Here is a 14,600-nt window from a genome sequence, read left to right on the forward strand (position 1 = left end):
AACTGGGATTATTGATCTGGCTTCTGGAATTGGAAGCCATGACCAAAAGCCTGCATACGCCTGAATACACAGCTTTGCTCCGTACCCTGATCGATACGCGAAAGCGAAGCGGAATGACGCAGCAGGACGTGGCTGACCGGCTTGGAAAGCCGCAATCCTATATCGCCAAAGTCGAAGGCGGGGAGCGGCGTTTGGATGTCGTCGAGTTCGTGGCGTTGGCCGAAGCGATGGACGAGAATCCCACAGCGGTCTTTGACCAGCTTCTTGCCGCGCTCGACGCCATACCGGATTAGTAGGGTCTAGTAGGATACCAAGTCGGCAGGCTCGGAATTGCCTATTGTTCGGATTGTGGATTGAAAGTCAGAGGGTTGGCTGGTGCCGCTTACGTGACTCGAACACGTGACCCCATCATTACGAATGATGTGCTCTACCAACTGAGCTAAAGCGGCCTGCCAAACGCAGAGCGACCTACTATCGCCCTACTATGTTCTTCATGTCCCCGCCAACCCGCTGGCTTCGAACGTCATTCTCTAGCGGACCCGCTAATTACGAATGACGTGCTCTACCAACTGAGCTACAGCGGCGCCGGGGCGGACGGGACGCGGCGCATCACCGGTTCCGTCCGCCGACGAGCGCTTTAGCGGCGCGCCGGACCAAGATCAAGTGGGTCTTGGCCCGCCGCGCCGTTCCCCGGGCGGCAAGCCGCGTTCGGTGTGACGACCCGGCCGCGGCTGCCGGTGCAAGGGCTCAGCCTTCGCGGCGATCAGACGACCACGATCGGCGCAGGTGTCGGCACCCGGTTGTACAGGTCGATCACATCCTGCTGCATCATCCGGACGCAGCCCGACGACACCGCCTTGCCGATCGTCCAGTATTCCGGCGATCCGTGCACCCGGTAGAGCGTATCGACGCCATCGTCGAAGATGTAGAGCGCGCGCGCGCCCAGCGGGTTGTCGAGGCCCGGCGGCATGCCGCCATTGCGGACGCTCCAGCGCTCGAGTTCCGGCTGGCGCGCGATCATCTCGTCCGGCGGCGTCCAGGTGGGCCATTGACGCTTGTAGGCGACGCGTCCGCGGCCCGACCATTCAAACCCGGCGCGCCCGAGCCCGACGCCGTAACGCATCGCCTGGCCGGCTTCCTGCACCAGGTACAAAAAGAAGTTGGCCGTGTCGACGACCAGCGTGCCCGGCGGCTCGGGTGTCGGATAGGCGACCTGCTGGCGCCAGAATTGCGGCGGCACCTTGGAGATGTCGATCGCCGGCAGAGGAAAACGCTCGCCTGGCATCGGGCCGTAGGCGGCGACGACCGTCGGGGACGGCCGCGAGGGCGCCGGCGGTTGGGTGGCGATGTCGGCGGCGCGGCGCGACGGGCCTGCCGTCGTGCAGCCCGCAAGGCCGAGCCCGGCCAGGCTCGCCGCACCTGCGGCAAACCGGCGTCGTGTCAACGATGTCCGTGTCATCCCAGCACCACCACGCGCGTTCCCAGCGGGACCCGTTCGTAAAGGTCCTCGACATGGGCGTTGATCATCCGGATGCAGCCGTTGGAAACGGACTGCCCGATGCTCCAGGGTTCGGTGGTGCCGTGAATGCGGTACATGGTGTCGCGATTGCCTTTGTATAGATAAAGAGCCCGCGAGCCGAGCGGGTTGCCCGGCCCTCCGGGCACGCCGTTCGCATATTTGGCATATCGGGCAGGATTGCGGCGGATCATGTTGTCGGTCGGCCGCCAGCTCGGCCATTCGGCCTTGCGGCGGATGACCGCGTCGCCCCGGAAGGCAAGGCCGGCCCGGCCGACGCCGACGCCATAGCGGCGCGCGCGTCCCGGCCGCTCGACAAGATAGAGGAAGTGGTTGCGCGGATCGACGACGATCGTGCCGGCCGGATAGCCGGTAAAGCGCACCGGTTGCGGCTCGAATTTCGGATCGAGCTTGAACTCGCGATAACGTTTGGAATGGTGGGCAAGCGCGGGCGCGGTGGTCAGCATCAGACCCGCGGCGGCGCCGGCGGCAAACAGACGTCTGGTAATCATGGGAAACTCCTGATCGGCATGGGTCGGTCGGGCACGGTCGCGCGCCCGGTCGCGGCGGATGCGTCAGGCGATCGGCGGCTTGTTCGGCAACCGTCCATGATGGGCCCTTGCATGACAGGGCGGAGCGTCCGCTTCGGCGGGGATCAGCGTGCTGGCCGCAAGCCGGTGCTGCGGCATCAGGAACACACAGTCGCCATGCCCGTGACAGGGACCCGCCTGCACCTCCGACGCCGCCTGCGCTGTGTCATCGATCCGATCGCCGGTCTTTACGATCTGGGACATGTCGGGCAGGGCCGGCGCCGCGGTCGCCTCAATGGTCGTCCCGGTACAGCTCAGCGTATTGCCCGCCGCACGGTCCAGCGCCGCCGCATGGGTGGCCAGGACTGAGACGAGCAGCAATAGGGCGGTCACGAAACGCATCGGTCAACTGTTAGCCAAGTCATGGTGAATGCACCATGAACGCCCATTCACGAGGTCGTGAGTGTTGCGGCGCCGCAACAGCCGCCGGTGCCGGTCTCAAACGCGTCAGCCACAGATTTCCGCGCGTGCAGCCGCATACTCGGCATCAAGCTGGTCGACATAGTCGGCGACCGGCCGCACAGCCTTGACCGCGCCAATCCCCTGACCGCAACCCCAAATGTCCTTCCACGCCTTGGCGCCGGTGGCTTGGGAGAAATCCATCTTGGAGGCGTCGGCTTCGGGCAGGTCGTCCGGGTCCATGCCGGCCTTTGCGATGGACGGCTTGAGATAGTTGCCGGAAATGCCGGTGAAATAGTTCGAATAGACGATGTCCTTGGCTTCGCTGTCGACGACCATCTGCTTGTAGTCGTCGACGGCGCGCGCCTCCTCGGTCGCGATGAAGGGCGAGCCGATATAGGCCATGTCGGCGCCCATCGCCTGGGCGGCGAGCACCGCCTGCCCCGTGGCGATCGAGCCCGACAGCAGCAGCGGGCCGTCGAACCATTCGCGGATTTCCTGGATCAGCGCGAACGGCGAAAGCGGGCCGGCATGGCCTCCGGCGCCGGCCGCTACCGCGATCAGCCCGTCGGCCCCCTTGCGGATTGCCGAATTGGCGTGCCGGTTGTTGATCACATCGTGCAGCACGATGCCGCCATAGGAATGGATCGCCTGGTTGACCTCCGGAACGGCGCCCAGCGACGAGATCACGATCGGCACCTTGTATTTGACGCACATCGTCAGATCGTGTTCGAGCCGCTTGTTGGAGGTGTGCACGATCTGGTTGACGGCGAACGGCGCCGCCGGCCGCTCTGGATGGGATGCGTTGTGGGCCGCAAGCTCTTCGGTGATCTGGGCCAGCCACTCGTCGAGCTGGCTTTCGGGCCGTGCATTGAGCGCCGGAAACGAGCCGACGATGCCCGCCTTGCACTGGGCCAGCACCAGCGGCGGGTGGGACAGGATGAACATGGGCGCGGCCACGACGGGCAGCCGCAGATCGGTCTTCAAAATGTCGGGAAGGGCCATCGGTCGCTCAAAATTTTGACGTTTGCGTAAAAGTAAGATTTAGCAGGTTTCCACACCGGCGCAAGCGGCAAGCGGGCCTCTTGGGTGCGAGGAACGCCTCCTGGCCGAGCCGGCAGACCGACTTTGCTGTCGACAAAGGAGGGCATCCGGCGCGGGAAAGGGTCATGGGCTTTTCACATTTGTGCAATTGTGCCATGCCCGTGCCAAGGGCGGCCATATCAACATGGGCCGCCGGACCGGATGGGGAACGGGGCGGTGACTTCTCTGGAGACAGCATTGCGCAAGGCCCTCGCCAAGGGCGATGCCAATGATCCGGCCTTCCGGCGCCGCGTCTATGAGGCCGCGGCCTCGGCGATGCAGCGCTCGCTGACCGCGCGCGGGGAAGTCACGCCCGATGCCCTTGCCGCGCAGACCAGCCGGTTGAGCGAGGCGATCGAGGCGATTGAACGCGAGACGCGGGCACCGCAATCCGCCGCTGCCCCGCCGCCTTCCGCCCCGCCTGTGACGCCCGATGTAGCGGCGCCCGAGGCACCGGACGTGCCGCCCGTGGCCGCCGATCCGGACGTCTCGCCAACCGCCGACATTCCCGCCGTCGATGCGCCGTCATCGCCTGCGGGGCCGGACGCCGGCCTTTACGTCGAGCCGCGTGCCGACGCCGCCCGTGCCGAGGCCGAAGCGGTGCGGGCCGAAACCGAGCCGCCGGTACCCCGCTCGCCGCTGCGCATCGATCGCGGGCCGTTCGCCACCGGATTTGCCGTCATTGTCGCGGCCGCCCTGGTGTTTGGCGGTCTGTGGTGGGTCATTACCTCGGGCGCGTTCGTCAGCGAGGAGGCGCGCGACACCTCCGTACCCAATCCGCCGGCCCAGTTGCGCGACGAGGATTTTGCCGGCGACGGCGCACGGGAGGGATCGGCGCCACGCACCGCCGCGCAACTCGATGATGGCGATTGGGTGACCCTGTTCACGCCTGCCGATCCCGCCGCGCTGAGTCTCGAAGGCGGCGCGACGGCATCGATCGAGACCGATCCGTTCGGCGATTACGCCCGTTTGGTCACGCCCGCCGGCGAGGGCCGCGTGTATATCGACGTACCCGTCGGCACGCTGCAGATGCTGGCCGGAAGCCGCGCCCAGATCAGCCTGAACGCCCGCTCCGACGATGGCGAGCCGACGCAGATGTCGGTGACCTGCGATTTCGGCCCGCTGGGCGATTGCGGCCGGCGCCGCTTCGATGTCGGCCAGTCGGAAGCAGAGTTTCTGTTCCATGTGGACCTGCCGGCGGGCGCCGCCCCGTCAGAGCCCGGTTTCCTGATCCTTCAGTCCGACATCGAGGCTGACGGCCGGGCGATCAACCTCTTGTCGGCGCGCATCCGCGCCGACCCGGGCTGACCGCGGCCGTTCAGTCGTCGAGCATTTCCAGTCCCTCGCCGACGATCCTGGGGTCGGGCTCGCCGATCAGCGCCATGTCGCGGCCCTCGAACGGGATCGCCGTCAGAATGTGGCGCAGAACCTCGATCCGGCCGCGCCGCTTGTCGTTGAATCGGACCACGGTCCACGGCGCATGCCGGGTATGGGTGGCGGCGATCATCCGGTTGCGGGCCCGCGTGTAGTCGTCCCATTTGTGCATGCCGACAATGTCGATATCCGACAGCTTCCAGTGCTTGAGCGTGGAATGGCGACGGTCATGAAACCGCTTGAGCTGCGTCTCGCGGCCGATGTTGAGCCAGAACTTGAAAAAGTGGATGCCCTCATCGACGATGATGCGCTCGAAATTGGGCGCATCCCCCAGAAAGGCCGTGTGCTGTTCGGGCGTGCAGAACCCCATCACCGGTTCCACGCCGCCGCGATTATACCATGACCGGTCGAAGGCGATGATCTCGCTTTCGGTCGGAAAATGGTCGACATAGCGCTGGAAATACCATTGACCGCGCTCGCGGTCCGACGGTTTTGGCAGGGCGACCGCGCGCGCGTTGCGCGGGTTCAGATACTGCCGGAACCGGCTGATCGTGCCCCCTTTGCCCGCCGCATCGCGCCCCTCGAAGACAGCGATGATCCGCTCGCCCGACTGCCCGATGTGGCTTTGCAGCAGCACCAGCTGTTCCTGCAGAGCGCGCAACTGGTCGTTATAGGCATCGCGATCCATGCGCTCGTCATAGGGATAATCGCCGGATGTAAGCACATTGTCGTCGACCCAGTCGGGCAGGTCCGGGTCGTCAATGTCGAAACGCCGCATTTCGCCGTCGACGGGCAGTTCGAGAACCCGTCCGTACTCCGCCGCAAAAGATGCCATCTGTGTCTCCCCCAAGGCCGCCCTGCTCCGCGTTGTCATCGTGCCGCTAGGGCGAAGCTAACGCGTCCCGGGGCGCATTGAAAACAACTGATTTGCCGCGCGGCCTTTCGTTTGCCCGCGCGGCGCCATAAGCATGAAGGCGGCGCTGCGGGCGCCGGAGCGGGACAATGACAATGCCGGAACGCGACATGGCCGACCAGGACCTGCCGGGCGCAGACACGGGGCTGTGGCCCATGCGCCTGTCGGCAATGCGTCGCCGTCTTGTCTCCCACCGGTTTCCGCTGGCGGCCGCCCTGGTGCTGTTCGGCATGTTGGTCGCCCGGGGCAATGTCTCGCTGCCGCTGTTCCTGGCGCTTTCGGCAGCGATGCTTGCCGTATGCCTGCTCGCGCCTGTCCGCACGGTCTCCGAACGTCGCCGCGCCGCCTCGGGAACGGATGGCGTTCGCGCGCTTGAGACGGCACCGTTCGCTGCCGCCCTCGACGGCATTCCCGATCCTGTCCTGTTGATCGACCGGCGCGGTGCGGTGCGCCACGCCAACCTGCAATATCAGCGCATGCTGGGCGCGATGCGGCCCGGCGCCTCGGTGCAGATCCGCTTCCGGTCGCCCGAAGTGCTGGAGATGATCCAGTCGGCGCTGGCCGGCGGCGCCCCCGGCCCGGTCGAGTTTCTCGAACGATCGCCGCGCGAGCACTGGTTTCTCCTGTCGATCTCCGCGCTGGCCTCGGGCGCCGACCGGCGAGGGGGATTCCTGCTTCATTTCAGGGATCTGAGCGAGTTGCGCCGCGCCGAGCGCATGCGCACCGACTTCATCGCCAATGCCAGCCATGAACTGCGCACGCCGCTCGCCTCGCTGGCGGGCTTCATCGAGACCCTGGCCGGCCCGGCCCGCGACGATGAGGGCGCCCGTGACCGGTTTCTGGCCATCATGCATGAACAGGCCGAACGCATGTCGCGCCTGATCGACGATCTGTTGTCGCTCAGCCGCTTCGAGACGGCGCTCGGCCGCTCCGACTTCGCGCGGGTCGACCTGATCGACATCCTCGTCCATGTCGTCGGCGCCTTCCAGCCCATGGCCGGCCGCAACGACATCGCCATCGCGCTCGACCGCGCCGCCCTGCCCGACGACCGCGTGTTCATCCATGGCAGCCGCGACGAGCTGATCCAGCTTTTCGAGAACCTGGTGGAGAACGCCATCAAATATGGCGGTGACGGCGGCAGGGTGGAGATCATCGCCACGCCCGCCGAACTGGGCGGAATGCCGGCGACATCCATCGAGGTGCGCGACCATGGCCCGGGCATTGAGAGCGAGCATATTCCGCGGCTCACGGAACGGTTCTACCGCGTCGATGTGGAAACCAGCCGGGGCAAGCAGGGCACCGGACTGGGCCTTGCCATCGTCAAGCACATCGTCACCCGGCACGAGGGGCGGCTGACGATAAGGTCGCGGCCCGGCGAGGGGACGAGGGTGTATGTCATCTTCCCTGCAATGGTCGCGGACAACGTAGACCAGAATCCGGAAAAAGAAGAAAAAACAGAAACTTGAACTGTCATAAAACTGTTTCCATCCTGTCATAAAAGCGGCAAGGGCAGGCCGCTAGAAACGGTCCTGCCAGCCATTGCTGGCGCCCACGGCCGCCCTGCGGCTAATCGGACACGAGCCCTACCGGGAGTTACCCCATGAAATCCTTGAAAGTTGCACTTGCTGCAGCCCTCTGCGCGACCGCGCTGACCACGGCCGCCCACGCGCGCGACCAGGTGTCTGTCGCCGGATCGTCCACCGTCCTGCCCTACGCGACGATCGTCGCCGAGAACTTCGGCGAGACCTTCCCCGACTTCCCCACGCCGATCGTTGAGTCCGGCGGTTCCTCGGGCGGTCTGAAGGAATTCTGCCGCGGCGTCGGCACCGAGTTCATCGACATCGCCAATGCCTCGCGCGCCATTCGCGACAGCGAAGTGGCGAGCTGCGCCGAAGCCGGCGTGACCGAGATCCAGGAAATCCGCATCGGCTATGACGGCATCGTCTTCGCTTCGGACATCAACGGCCCGGACTTCGCGCTCGAGCCGATCCACATGTACCAGGCGCTGGCCGCCCAGATCGTCGTCGACGGCGAACTGGTCGACAACCCCAATGAGACCTGGGCCGACGTGAACCCCGACTTCCCGGACTGGGAAATCGCCGCCTACATTCCGGGCGAAAAGCACGGCACCCGCGAAGTCTTCGAGGAAAAGGTTCTTCTGGTTGGCTGTGAGGCCGCTGGCGACCTGCAGGCCCGTATGGATGCCGGCATGGACGAGGACACCGCCGAGGAGAACTGCTACGCGGTTCGCAAGGACGGCAAGTCGGTCGACATTGACGGCGACTACACCGAGACGCTGGCCCGCATCGATGCCAACAAGGAAGGCATGGGCGTGTTCGGTCTGGCGTTCTACGAGAACAACACCGACAAGCTGAAGGTCGCCACCATGTCGGGTGTCACCCCGACGACCGAGAGCATCGCCGCCGGTGAATATCCGGTGTCGCGCCCGCTGTTCTTCTACGTCAAGAAGGCGCACCTCGGCGTCATCCCCGGCCTGAAGGAATATGTCGAGTTCTTCATCTCCGACGCGATGACCGGCCCCGACAGCCCGCTGGCCGAATACGGCCTGGTTGCCGCCCCGGACGAGGAGCGCGAAGCCACCCGCGCCAGCTTCGCCGCCGGCGAAACCCTTTAAGCCGCGACCGGCTTTGCCATCGAGGGGCGCGGCCGGCTTCGGCCGCGCTCCGTTCGCATGATCCGGCCGATTGGCGGTCGCCGTGCGCCTTGTCGATCCAGAAGAGCCGTTTTGCGTCCCCGCAGGTGACGGAAAAGCGGAAGCCGACCCCGGGGGAAAGGCACAATGAGCGCCACAACCATCATTGCCATCGTGCTGGTGATCGGTGCGGTCGGCTATCTGGCCGGCGCGGCGCGTGCCCGCATGGTCGTCGGCGGCGAGACCGCAAAACTCCATTCACGCCCCGGCTATTACGGCTCTTTCATTCTGATCTGGGCGACGCTACCGGCGCTGCTGCTTCTGGTTGCCTGGTCGAGCTTCGCACCCGTCCTGATCGACAACCAGGTCCGCGACACCATTCCCGAGAGCGTCCGCGCCGAGCAAAGCGCGACCCAGCAAGACCTGTCGATCAACATCGTCGAAGCGATTGCCGAAGGCTTGAGGCTTCTCGATGAGCGTGAACTGCAGCAGGCGACCGCCGGCTTCGTGCTGCTCCGACCGCTGCTTGCCGACAAGGGCGTGGCGCTGGCCGGCAATGGCGAAGACTGGATGATCGCGTCGGCGCAACAGCTCAATGCGCTGCGCGACACCAACATCATCTGGAAATCGATCGCCGTGATCGGCCTTTCGATTGTCGGCTTCACCGCCGGCCTTTTGCAGATCCGCGCCCAGTTGCGGGCCCGCAACCGCGTCGAGGGCGTCATTCACGCCGGTCTGGTCCTGGCGTCCACGGTCGCCATCCTGACGACGGTGGGCATCGTCTTGTCCATGATCTCGGAAACCGGCCGCTTCTTCTCGTCGGTTCCCCCGCAGGAATTCTTCTTCGGAACGGTTTGGGATCCGCGCTTTGCCAATGCCGAGGACCCCGATGCGGCCGGCCAGTTCGGTCTGATCCCGCTGCTCGCCGGGACGCTTTACATCGCCTTCGTCGCCATGCTGGTTGCCGTGCCGATCGGGCTGTTCGCTGCCATCTACATGGCCGAATATGCCAGTTCCCGGTTCCGGTCGATCGCCAAGCCGCTGCTCGAAGTGCTGGCCGGCATCCCGACCATTGTCTACGGCTTTTTCGCGCTTGTGACGGTCGGGCCGTTCCTGCGCGACCTGTCCGGGCAGATCGCCGGCATCGCCACCGGCGAGGTCAGCAGTTTCATCAGCGCGACCTCGGTGCTCACCGCGGGTCTTGTGATGGGCATCATGCTGGTGCCTTTCGTCTCCTCCCTGTCCGACGACATCATCAGCGCCGTGCCGCGATCGATGCGCGATGGCTCGCTGGGTCTTGGCGCGACGCGCTCGGAGACGGTCAAGCGGGTGATCCTCCCCGCCGCGCTGCCCGGCGTCGTCGGCGCGCTTTTGATGACCGCCTCGCGCGCCATCGGCGAGACCATGATCGTCGTCATGGCCGCAGGCGTTGCCGCGCGCCTGTCGATCAACCCGTTCGAGCCGATGACCACCGTGACCGTCAAGATCGTCAGCCAGCTGACGGGCGACCTTGAATTCACCTCGCCGCAAACGCTGGTCGCCTTCGCGCTGGGGCTTACGCTCTTTTTCATCACGCTCGCGCTGAACGTCTATGCGCTCTACATCGTGCGCAAATACCGGGAGCAGTACGAATGACCGATGCCTCGCTGACGCCGGCAACGACCGCCACCGGCACGCGCAGCCACACGCGTGACATCGGGCTGAAGGCACGCTACGCCGCCGAGCGCCGGTTCCGCGCCTATGGTCTGGCGGCGGTTGCGCTGGGCCTGTTCTTCCTGTTCCTGCTGCTCGGCTCGGTGATCGCCCAGGGCTACACCGCCTTCTGGCAAACCTCGATCCAGCTCGATATCGAATTCGATGAAGAGGTGATCGACCCTGATGGAAACCGCGACAGCGACCGGATGGTGCTGCTGACGGCCAACTATCCGCTCCTCGCCCAGCGCGCGCTTCACGAAAAGCTCGGCGTCGATCCCGACGACCGCGCTGCGCGGCGCGATGCCAATTCGCTCCTTTCCCAGGGCGTGCGCACGCAATTGCGCGACATGGTCGTCTCCGACCCGTCGATCATCGGCACGACGCGCACGGTCTGGGTGCTGGCCCATGGCGACATCGACAGCGCCGCCAAGGGCCAGTTCGACCTGACGGTCGAGGAGTCGCGGCGCCGCGTAAACGACCGGCAGCTCGGCTACATGCAGACGCTGGAAGAGGCCGGCGTCATGGAAGGCCGGTTCAATACGGGCCTGTTCACGTTCGGCGCGTCCAGCCGCCCCGAGACCGCCGGCATGGGCGTCGCCATCATCGGCTCTTTCTACATGATGGCGATCGTCCTCGTGCTGGCGCTGCCGATCGGTGTCGCCGCCTCGATCTATCTGGAAGAATTCGCCCCCAAGAACCGCCTGACCGACGTCATCGAGGTCAACATCAACAATCTCGCCGCCGTGCCCTCGATTGTCTACGGCCTGCTCGGTCTTGCCGTCTTTATCAACTTTGCGGGTCTGCCCCGCTCGGCCGCCGTCGTCGGCGGGCTGGTACTGACGCTGATGACGCTGCCGACGATCATCATCGCCACCCGCGCGGCGCTCAAGGCCGTCCCGCCCTCGATCCGCGCCGCCGCGCTCGGCGTTGGCGCCTCGAAAATGCAGATGGTGTTCCACCACGTCCTGCCGCTTGCCGCGCCCGGCATCCTGACCGGCACGATCATCGGACTGGCCACGGCGCTCGGGGAAACCGCGCCGCTGCTTCTGATCGGCATGGTCGCCTTCGTCGCCGACTATCCGGCGACGCCTTTCGACCCCTCGACGGCTCTGCCGGTTCAGATTTATATGTGGTCGGGACAGGCCGAGCGCGCATTCGTCGAACGCACGTCGGGCGCGATCATCATCCTTCTTCTTTTCCTCGCGGTCATGAACATCACCGCGATCATCCTGCGCCGCAGGTTCGAACGGCGGTGGTAGTGAACATGAGGACCACGGACATGAAAGTCGATACCCAGCAGGGCTTCGCCGACGGCACGGCGACAGCGGTGGCCGGTTCCAACGAGTTTCCCGTCAAGATGGACGGCAAGAACGTCAACGTCTTCTACGGCGAAAAGCAGGCCATCTTCGATGTCAATCTGGAGATCCGCGAGCGCCAGGTGACCGCCCTGATCGGCCCGTCCGGCTGCGGCAAGTCCACCTATCTGCGCTGTCTGAACCGCATGAACGACACGATCGAGAGCTGCCGCGTTACCGGCCTGATCACCATGGATGGCGAGGACATCTACGATCCCTCCATCGATGTGGTCGAACTGCGCGCCCGCGTCGGCATGGTGTTCCAGAAGCCCAACCCGTTCCCCAAGTCGATCTTCGAGAACGTCTCCTACGGACCGCGCATCCATGGTCTGGCCAGGTCCAAGGCGGACCTTGAGGCGCTCGTCGAGCAGAGCCTGCGCGGCGCCGGCCTTTGGGATGAGGTCAAGGACAGGCTGCAGGAGCCCGGCACCGGCCTGTCCGGCGGCCAGCAGCAGCGCCTGTGCATTGCCCGCGCCATTGCGGTCTCGCCCGAGGTCATCCTGATGGACGAGCCCTGCTCGGCGCTCGATCCGATCGCCACGGCCATCGTCGAGGAACTGATCGACGAACTGCGCCAGAACTACACGATCGCGATCGTCACCCATTCCATGCAGCAGGCCGCGCGCGTGTCGCAGCGCACGGCGATGTTCCATCTGGGCGAGCTGGTGGAAGTGGACGACACCGAGACGATGTTCACCAACCCGTCCGAAAAGCGCACCCAGGACTATATCACCGGCCGCTTCGGCTGATCGCCACGACCCGCCTTCCGAACAGAAACGGAACCAAGAACATGTCCCAGCACACGGTCACCGCGTTCGAAGAAGACATGAGCTTCCTGGCTCACAAGATTGCCGAGATGGGCGGTCACGCCGAGCGCATGATGGAACAGTCGGTGCGCGCGCTGGTCGAAAACGACCTGCAGCTGGCGCGCCGGGTGGTCACCGACGATCTGGTGCTGGACGAAGCGCTGCGGCTGATCGACGACAAGTCGGTGCTGGTGATCGCCCAGCGCCAGCCCGTGGCGAGCGATCTGCGCGAGGTCTTCGCCGCCATCCGCATCTCCACTGACCTCGAACGGATCGGCGATCTGGCCAAGAACATCGCCAAGCGCGTCGAGGCGATCAATGAAGGCAAGCATGGCGTGCGCCTGGTGCGTGGCATCGAGCATCTGTGCGAGCTCACGCTGGCGCAGCTCAAGGAAGTGCTTGACGCCTACGGCACGCTGTCGACCGACAAGCTGTCCATGATCCGCGACCGCGACGACGAGATCGACGCGATGTACACATCGCTGTTTCGCGAACTTCTCACCTATATGATGGAAGACCCGCGCAACATCACCACCTGCACCCATCTCCTGTTCTGCGCCAAGAACATCGAGCGCATCGGCGACCACGCCACCAACATCGCCGAGGCCGTCTATTACATGGTCGAGGGCGACCGGATGCCGCCGTACCGGCCCAAGGACGACAAGAGCCACAAGATCAGCGTCGAGGCCGGAGAGGGGCAGTAGGCCAACACGCTGCACGACTGACGGAAGACGACGGACATGGGTGCGACACCAAGGATCATGGTCGCTGAAGACGAGGAAGCCCTGAGCGTCCTTCTTCGCTACAATCTGGAATCGGAAGGCTACACGGTCGAAACCGTGCTGCGCGGCGACGAGGCGGAGATCGCGCTGCGTGAGACGCCGCCCGATCTGCTCATTCTCGACTGGATGCTGCCGGGCCTCAGCGGTATCGAACTGTGCCGCCGCCTGCGTGCCAGAACCCAGACGCAGCGCCTGCCGATCATCATGCTGACCGCGCGCGGCGAGGAATCCGAGCGCATTCGCGGCCTGTCGACCGGCGCCGATGACTATGTGGTCAAGCCTTTCTCGACCCCCGAACTGATGGCCCGGGTCAAGGCGATGCTGCGCCGTGCCCGGCCCGAGATCATGGCATCGCTGCTCAAGGTCGGCGACATCGAGCTCGATCGCGAGACCCATCGGGTCTACCGCAACGGGCGCGAGATCAAGCTCGGGCCGACCGAGTTCCGGCTTCTGGAATTCTTCCTTCAGGCTCCGGGCCGCGTCTTTTCGCGCGGTCAGCTTCTCGACGGGGTCTGGGGCGAGAACATCTATGTCGACGACCGGACCGTCGACGTGCATATCGGCCGCCTGCGCAAGTCGATCAATTTCGGCCGCCTGCGCGATCCGATCCGCACCGTGCGCGGCGCCGGCTACGCGCTCGAAGGCTCCTGAGCCGCGCAGACACGTTCAAGCGCGACAACGCCCGACACAGAAGACCGCGGCACCGGGCCGCGGCCAATTTGTTACGCCATGTTTTTGGGGAGAAGCCTTGGAACCGTTCTAGCGGGCGCGCTTACGGTCGTTCTGCTGGAAGGCCAGCTTGCCGTGATATTTGCAATAAGGCGAACCGTCGTCGGTCCCGTGGCCGCAAAAGTAGAACTCGTCCGTCAGCGGGTCGCCATAGGGCCATTTGCAGGTGTTTTCGTTCAGTTCGGTCAGCATCAGCCGCTTGGCGATCGGCACGACGACATCCTCGATCGGGCGCGTGTCGGGTACGACCAGGGCTTGCGGGTCGGCATCCTGCTTGAGCGCGGTTGCCGCCATGCCTTGCCTGACGCCGCCACGCTGCATGGCCGAACCATAGGCATTGGTTCGCGCGCCGCCGCCGCCGCCGTTGCCGAGATTGGTGCGTGGTGCCGACGGCCGCTTGATCTTCGGCGCCGCGCTCTTGGTGCTTTTGGCGCGGCCCGAAAGCTTGAGCCGGTGCACCTTGCCGATCACAGCGTTGCGGCTCACGCCGCCGAGCTTGGCCGCGATCTGGCTGGCGCTCAGCCCGTCGGCCCAAAGCTTCTTCAGCATTTCAACGCGTTCGTCGGTCCAGCTCACGATCATCTCCGTTTCGACAGGCAGAATCCGGACCCGTTGCTCGGCCTTGAGGACAAGGGCCGGCGACGATACGCAAAACCGGGGAACGTCATTCTGCTTGGGCGTTTGCTCCGGCTGACAAGCTACAAT

Annotated in this window: 15 protein-coding genes and 1 tRNA gene; 9 read left to right on the plus strand and 7 right to left on the minus strand. The window is 65.1% G+C overall.

Annotated features, from left to right (window positions below; all coding sequences use genetic code 11):
* The first annotated feature begins 38 nt into the window (after nt 1-38).
* Nucleotides 39-293: a helix-turn-helix domain-containing protein gene (locus ACOQOU_RS10950; RefSeq protein WP_306026494.1), complete on the plus strand. Its 255-nt coding sequence runs from the start codon at nt 39-41 to the stop codon at nt 291-293.
* A gap of 80 nt (nt 294-373) precedes the next feature.
* On the opposite strand, the gene ACOQOU_RS10955 is transcribed toward ACOQOU_RS10950, so the two are convergent.
* From ACOQOU_RS10955 to ACOQOU_RS10975, 5 genes are all read right to left on the minus strand, one after another.
* Nucleotides 374-449 (minus strand) — tRNA-Thr (locus ACOQOU_RS10955).
* Between the two features lie 314 nt (nt 450-763).
* Entirely contained in the window at nt 764-1,459 is a 696-nt protein-coding gene (locus tag ACOQOU_RS10960; RefSeq protein ID WP_109766919.1) for a L,D-transpeptidase, read from the minus strand.
* Complete coding sequence (locus tag ACOQOU_RS10965; RefSeq protein WP_196780271.1) at nt 1,456-2,028, minus strand: L,D-transpeptidase; 573 nt, start codon at nt 2,026-2,028, stop codon at nt 1,456-1,458. Before ACOQOU_RS10965 ends, ACOQOU_RS10960 begins: the two co-directional genes overlap by 4 nt.
* A 63-nt stretch (nt 2,029-2,091) precedes the next feature.
* Nucleotides 2,092-2,448 (minus strand): hypothetical protein, encoded by a 357-nt coding sequence (locus ACOQOU_RS10970; RefSeq protein ID WP_120222634.1) that lies wholly within the window; start codon nt 2,446-2,448, stop codon nt 2,092-2,094.
* A 105-nt stretch (nt 2,449-2,553) separates the two neighbouring features.
* Nucleotides 2,554-3,510, minus strand: a complete 957-nt coding sequence (locus ACOQOU_RS10975; RefSeq protein WP_306026493.1) for an NAD(P)H-dependent flavin oxidoreductase — start codon at nt 3,508-3,510, stop codon at nt 2,554-2,556.
* 276 nt (nt 3,511-3,786) lie between these two features.
* Here ACOQOU_RS10975 and ACOQOU_RS10980 point away from each other — a divergent pair, with 276 nt between their 5' ends.
* A complete protein-coding gene (locus ACOQOU_RS10980; protein ID WP_109766916.1) occupies nt 3,787-4,896 on the plus strand; it encodes a hypothetical protein in 1,110 nt (369 codons plus the stop codon).
* Between the two features lie 10 nt (nt 4,897-4,906).
* On the opposite strand, the gene ppk2 is transcribed toward ACOQOU_RS10980, so the two are convergent.
* Nucleotides 4,907-5,797, minus strand: coding sequence for a polyphosphate kinase 2 (gene ppk2, locus ACOQOU_RS10985; RefSeq protein ID WP_109766915.1), 891 nt, complete (start codon nt 5,795-5,797; stop codon nt 4,907-4,909).
* Between the two features lie 167 nt (nt 5,798-5,964).
* On the opposite strand from ppk2, the gene ACOQOU_RS10990 reads away from it, so the two are divergent.
* From ACOQOU_RS10990 to phoB, 7 genes are all read left to right on the plus strand, one after another.
* Nucleotides 5,965-7,341: an ATP-binding protein gene (locus ACOQOU_RS10990; RefSeq protein ID WP_306026492.1), complete on the plus strand. Its 1,377-nt coding sequence runs from the start codon at nt 5,965-5,967 to the stop codon at nt 7,339-7,341.
* A 134-nt stretch (nt 7,342-7,475) separates the two neighbouring features.
* Nucleotides 7,476-8,510 (plus strand): substrate-binding domain-containing protein, encoded by a 1,035-nt coding sequence (locus tag ACOQOU_RS10995; RefSeq protein ID WP_109766914.1) that lies wholly within the window; start codon nt 7,476-7,478, stop codon nt 8,508-8,510.
* A gap of 165 nt (nt 8,511-8,675) precedes the next feature.
* Nucleotides 8,676-10,163: a phosphate ABC transporter permease subunit PstC gene (gene pstC / locus ACOQOU_RS11000; protein ID WP_109766912.1), complete on the plus strand. Its 1,488-nt coding sequence runs from the start codon at nt 8,676-8,678 to the stop codon at nt 10,161-10,163.
* Nucleotides 10,160-11,482 (plus strand): phosphate ABC transporter permease PstA, encoded by a 1,323-nt coding sequence (gene pstA, locus ACOQOU_RS11005; protein WP_306026491.1) that lies wholly within the window; start codon nt 10,160-10,162, stop codon nt 11,480-11,482. Before pstC ends, pstA begins: the two co-directional genes overlap by 4 nt.
* Before the next feature lie 98 nt (nt 11,483-11,580).
* Nucleotides 11,581-12,327, plus strand: a complete 747-nt coding sequence (gene pstB / locus ACOQOU_RS11010) for a phosphate ABC transporter ATP-binding protein PstB (protein WP_306026500.1) — start codon at nt 11,581-11,583, stop codon at nt 12,325-12,327.
* Nucleotides 12,328-12,368: 41 nt separating this feature from the next.
* Nucleotides 12,369-13,088, plus strand: a complete 720-nt coding sequence (gene phoU / locus ACOQOU_RS11015) for a phosphate signaling complex protein PhoU (RefSeq protein ID WP_109766910.1) — start codon at nt 12,369-12,371, stop codon at nt 13,086-13,088.
* 36 nt (nt 13,089-13,124) lie between these two features.
* On the plus strand, nt 13,125-13,817 hold the full coding sequence (gene phoB / locus ACOQOU_RS11020) for a phosphate regulon transcriptional regulator PhoB (protein ID WP_109766909.1): 693 nt from the start codon (nt 13,125-13,127) through the stop codon (nt 13,815-13,817).
* 108 nt (nt 13,818-13,925) lie between these two features.
* Here phoB and ACOQOU_RS11025 read toward each other — a convergent pair whose 3' ends face one another.
* Nucleotides 13,926-14,471 carry a GcrA family cell cycle regulator gene (locus tag ACOQOU_RS11025; protein WP_306026490.1) on the minus strand — a complete coding sequence of 182 codons (546 nt, stop codon included), beginning with the start codon at nt 14,469-14,471 and terminating at the stop codon, nt 13,926-13,928.
* Between the last annotated feature and the right edge of the window lie 129 nt (nt 14,472-14,600).

The sequence above is a fragment of the Oceaniradius stylonematis genome (genome assembly GCF_965223445.1).
GTDB lineage: Bacteria > Pseudomonadota > Alphaproteobacteria > Rhizobiales > Rhizobiaceae > Roseitalea > Roseitalea stylonematis.

Excerpts from the sequence above, each read along its gene's own strand:
- ACOQOU_RS10950 (WP_306026494.1), top strand. The coding sequence starts at position 39 with ATGACCAAAAGCCTGCATACGCCTGAATACACAGCTTTGCTCCGTACC.
- ACOQOU_RS10960 (WP_109766919.1), bottom strand. The coding sequence starts at position 1,459 with ATGACACGGACATCGTTGACACGACGCCGGTTTGCCGCAGGTGCGGCG.
- ACOQOU_RS10965 (WP_196780271.1), bottom strand. The coding sequence starts at position 2,028 with ATGATTACCAGACGTCTGTTTGCCGCCGGCGCCGCCGCGGGTCTGATG.
- ACOQOU_RS10970 (WP_120222634.1), bottom strand. The coding sequence starts at position 2,448 with ATGCGTTTCGTGACCGCCCTATTGCTGCTCGTCTCAGTCCTGGCCACC.
- ACOQOU_RS10975 (WP_306026493.1), bottom strand. The coding sequence starts at position 3,510 with ATGGCCCTTCCCGACATTTTGAAGACCGATCTGCGGCTGCCCGTCGTG.
- ppk2 (WP_109766915.1), bottom strand. The coding sequence starts at position 5,797 with ATGGCATCTTTTGCGGCGGAGTACGGACGGGTTCTCGAACTGCCCGTC.
- ACOQOU_RS10990 (WP_306026492.1), top strand. The coding sequence starts at position 5,965 with ATGACAATGCCGGAACGCGACATGGCCGACCAGGACCTGCCGGGCGCA.
- ACOQOU_RS10995 (WP_109766914.1), top strand. The coding sequence starts at position 7,476 with ATGAAATCCTTGAAAGTTGCACTTGCTGCAGCCCTCTGCGCGACCGCG.
- pstC (WP_109766912.1), top strand. The coding sequence starts at position 8,676 with ATGAGCGCCACAACCATCATTGCCATCGTGCTGGTGATCGGTGCGGTC.
- pstA (WP_306026491.1), top strand. The coding sequence starts at position 10,160 with ATGACCGATGCCTCGCTGACGCCGGCAACGACCGCCACCGGCACGCGC.
- pstB (WP_306026500.1), top strand. The coding sequence starts at position 11,581 with ATGGACGGCAAGAACGTCAACGTCTTCTACGGCGAAAAGCAGGCCATC.
- phoU (WP_109766910.1), top strand. The coding sequence starts at position 12,369 with ATGTCCCAGCACACGGTCACCGCGTTCGAAGAAGACATGAGCTTCCTG.
- phoB (WP_109766909.1), top strand. The coding sequence starts at position 13,125 with ATGGGTGCGACACCAAGGATCATGGTCGCTGAAGACGAGGAAGCCCTG.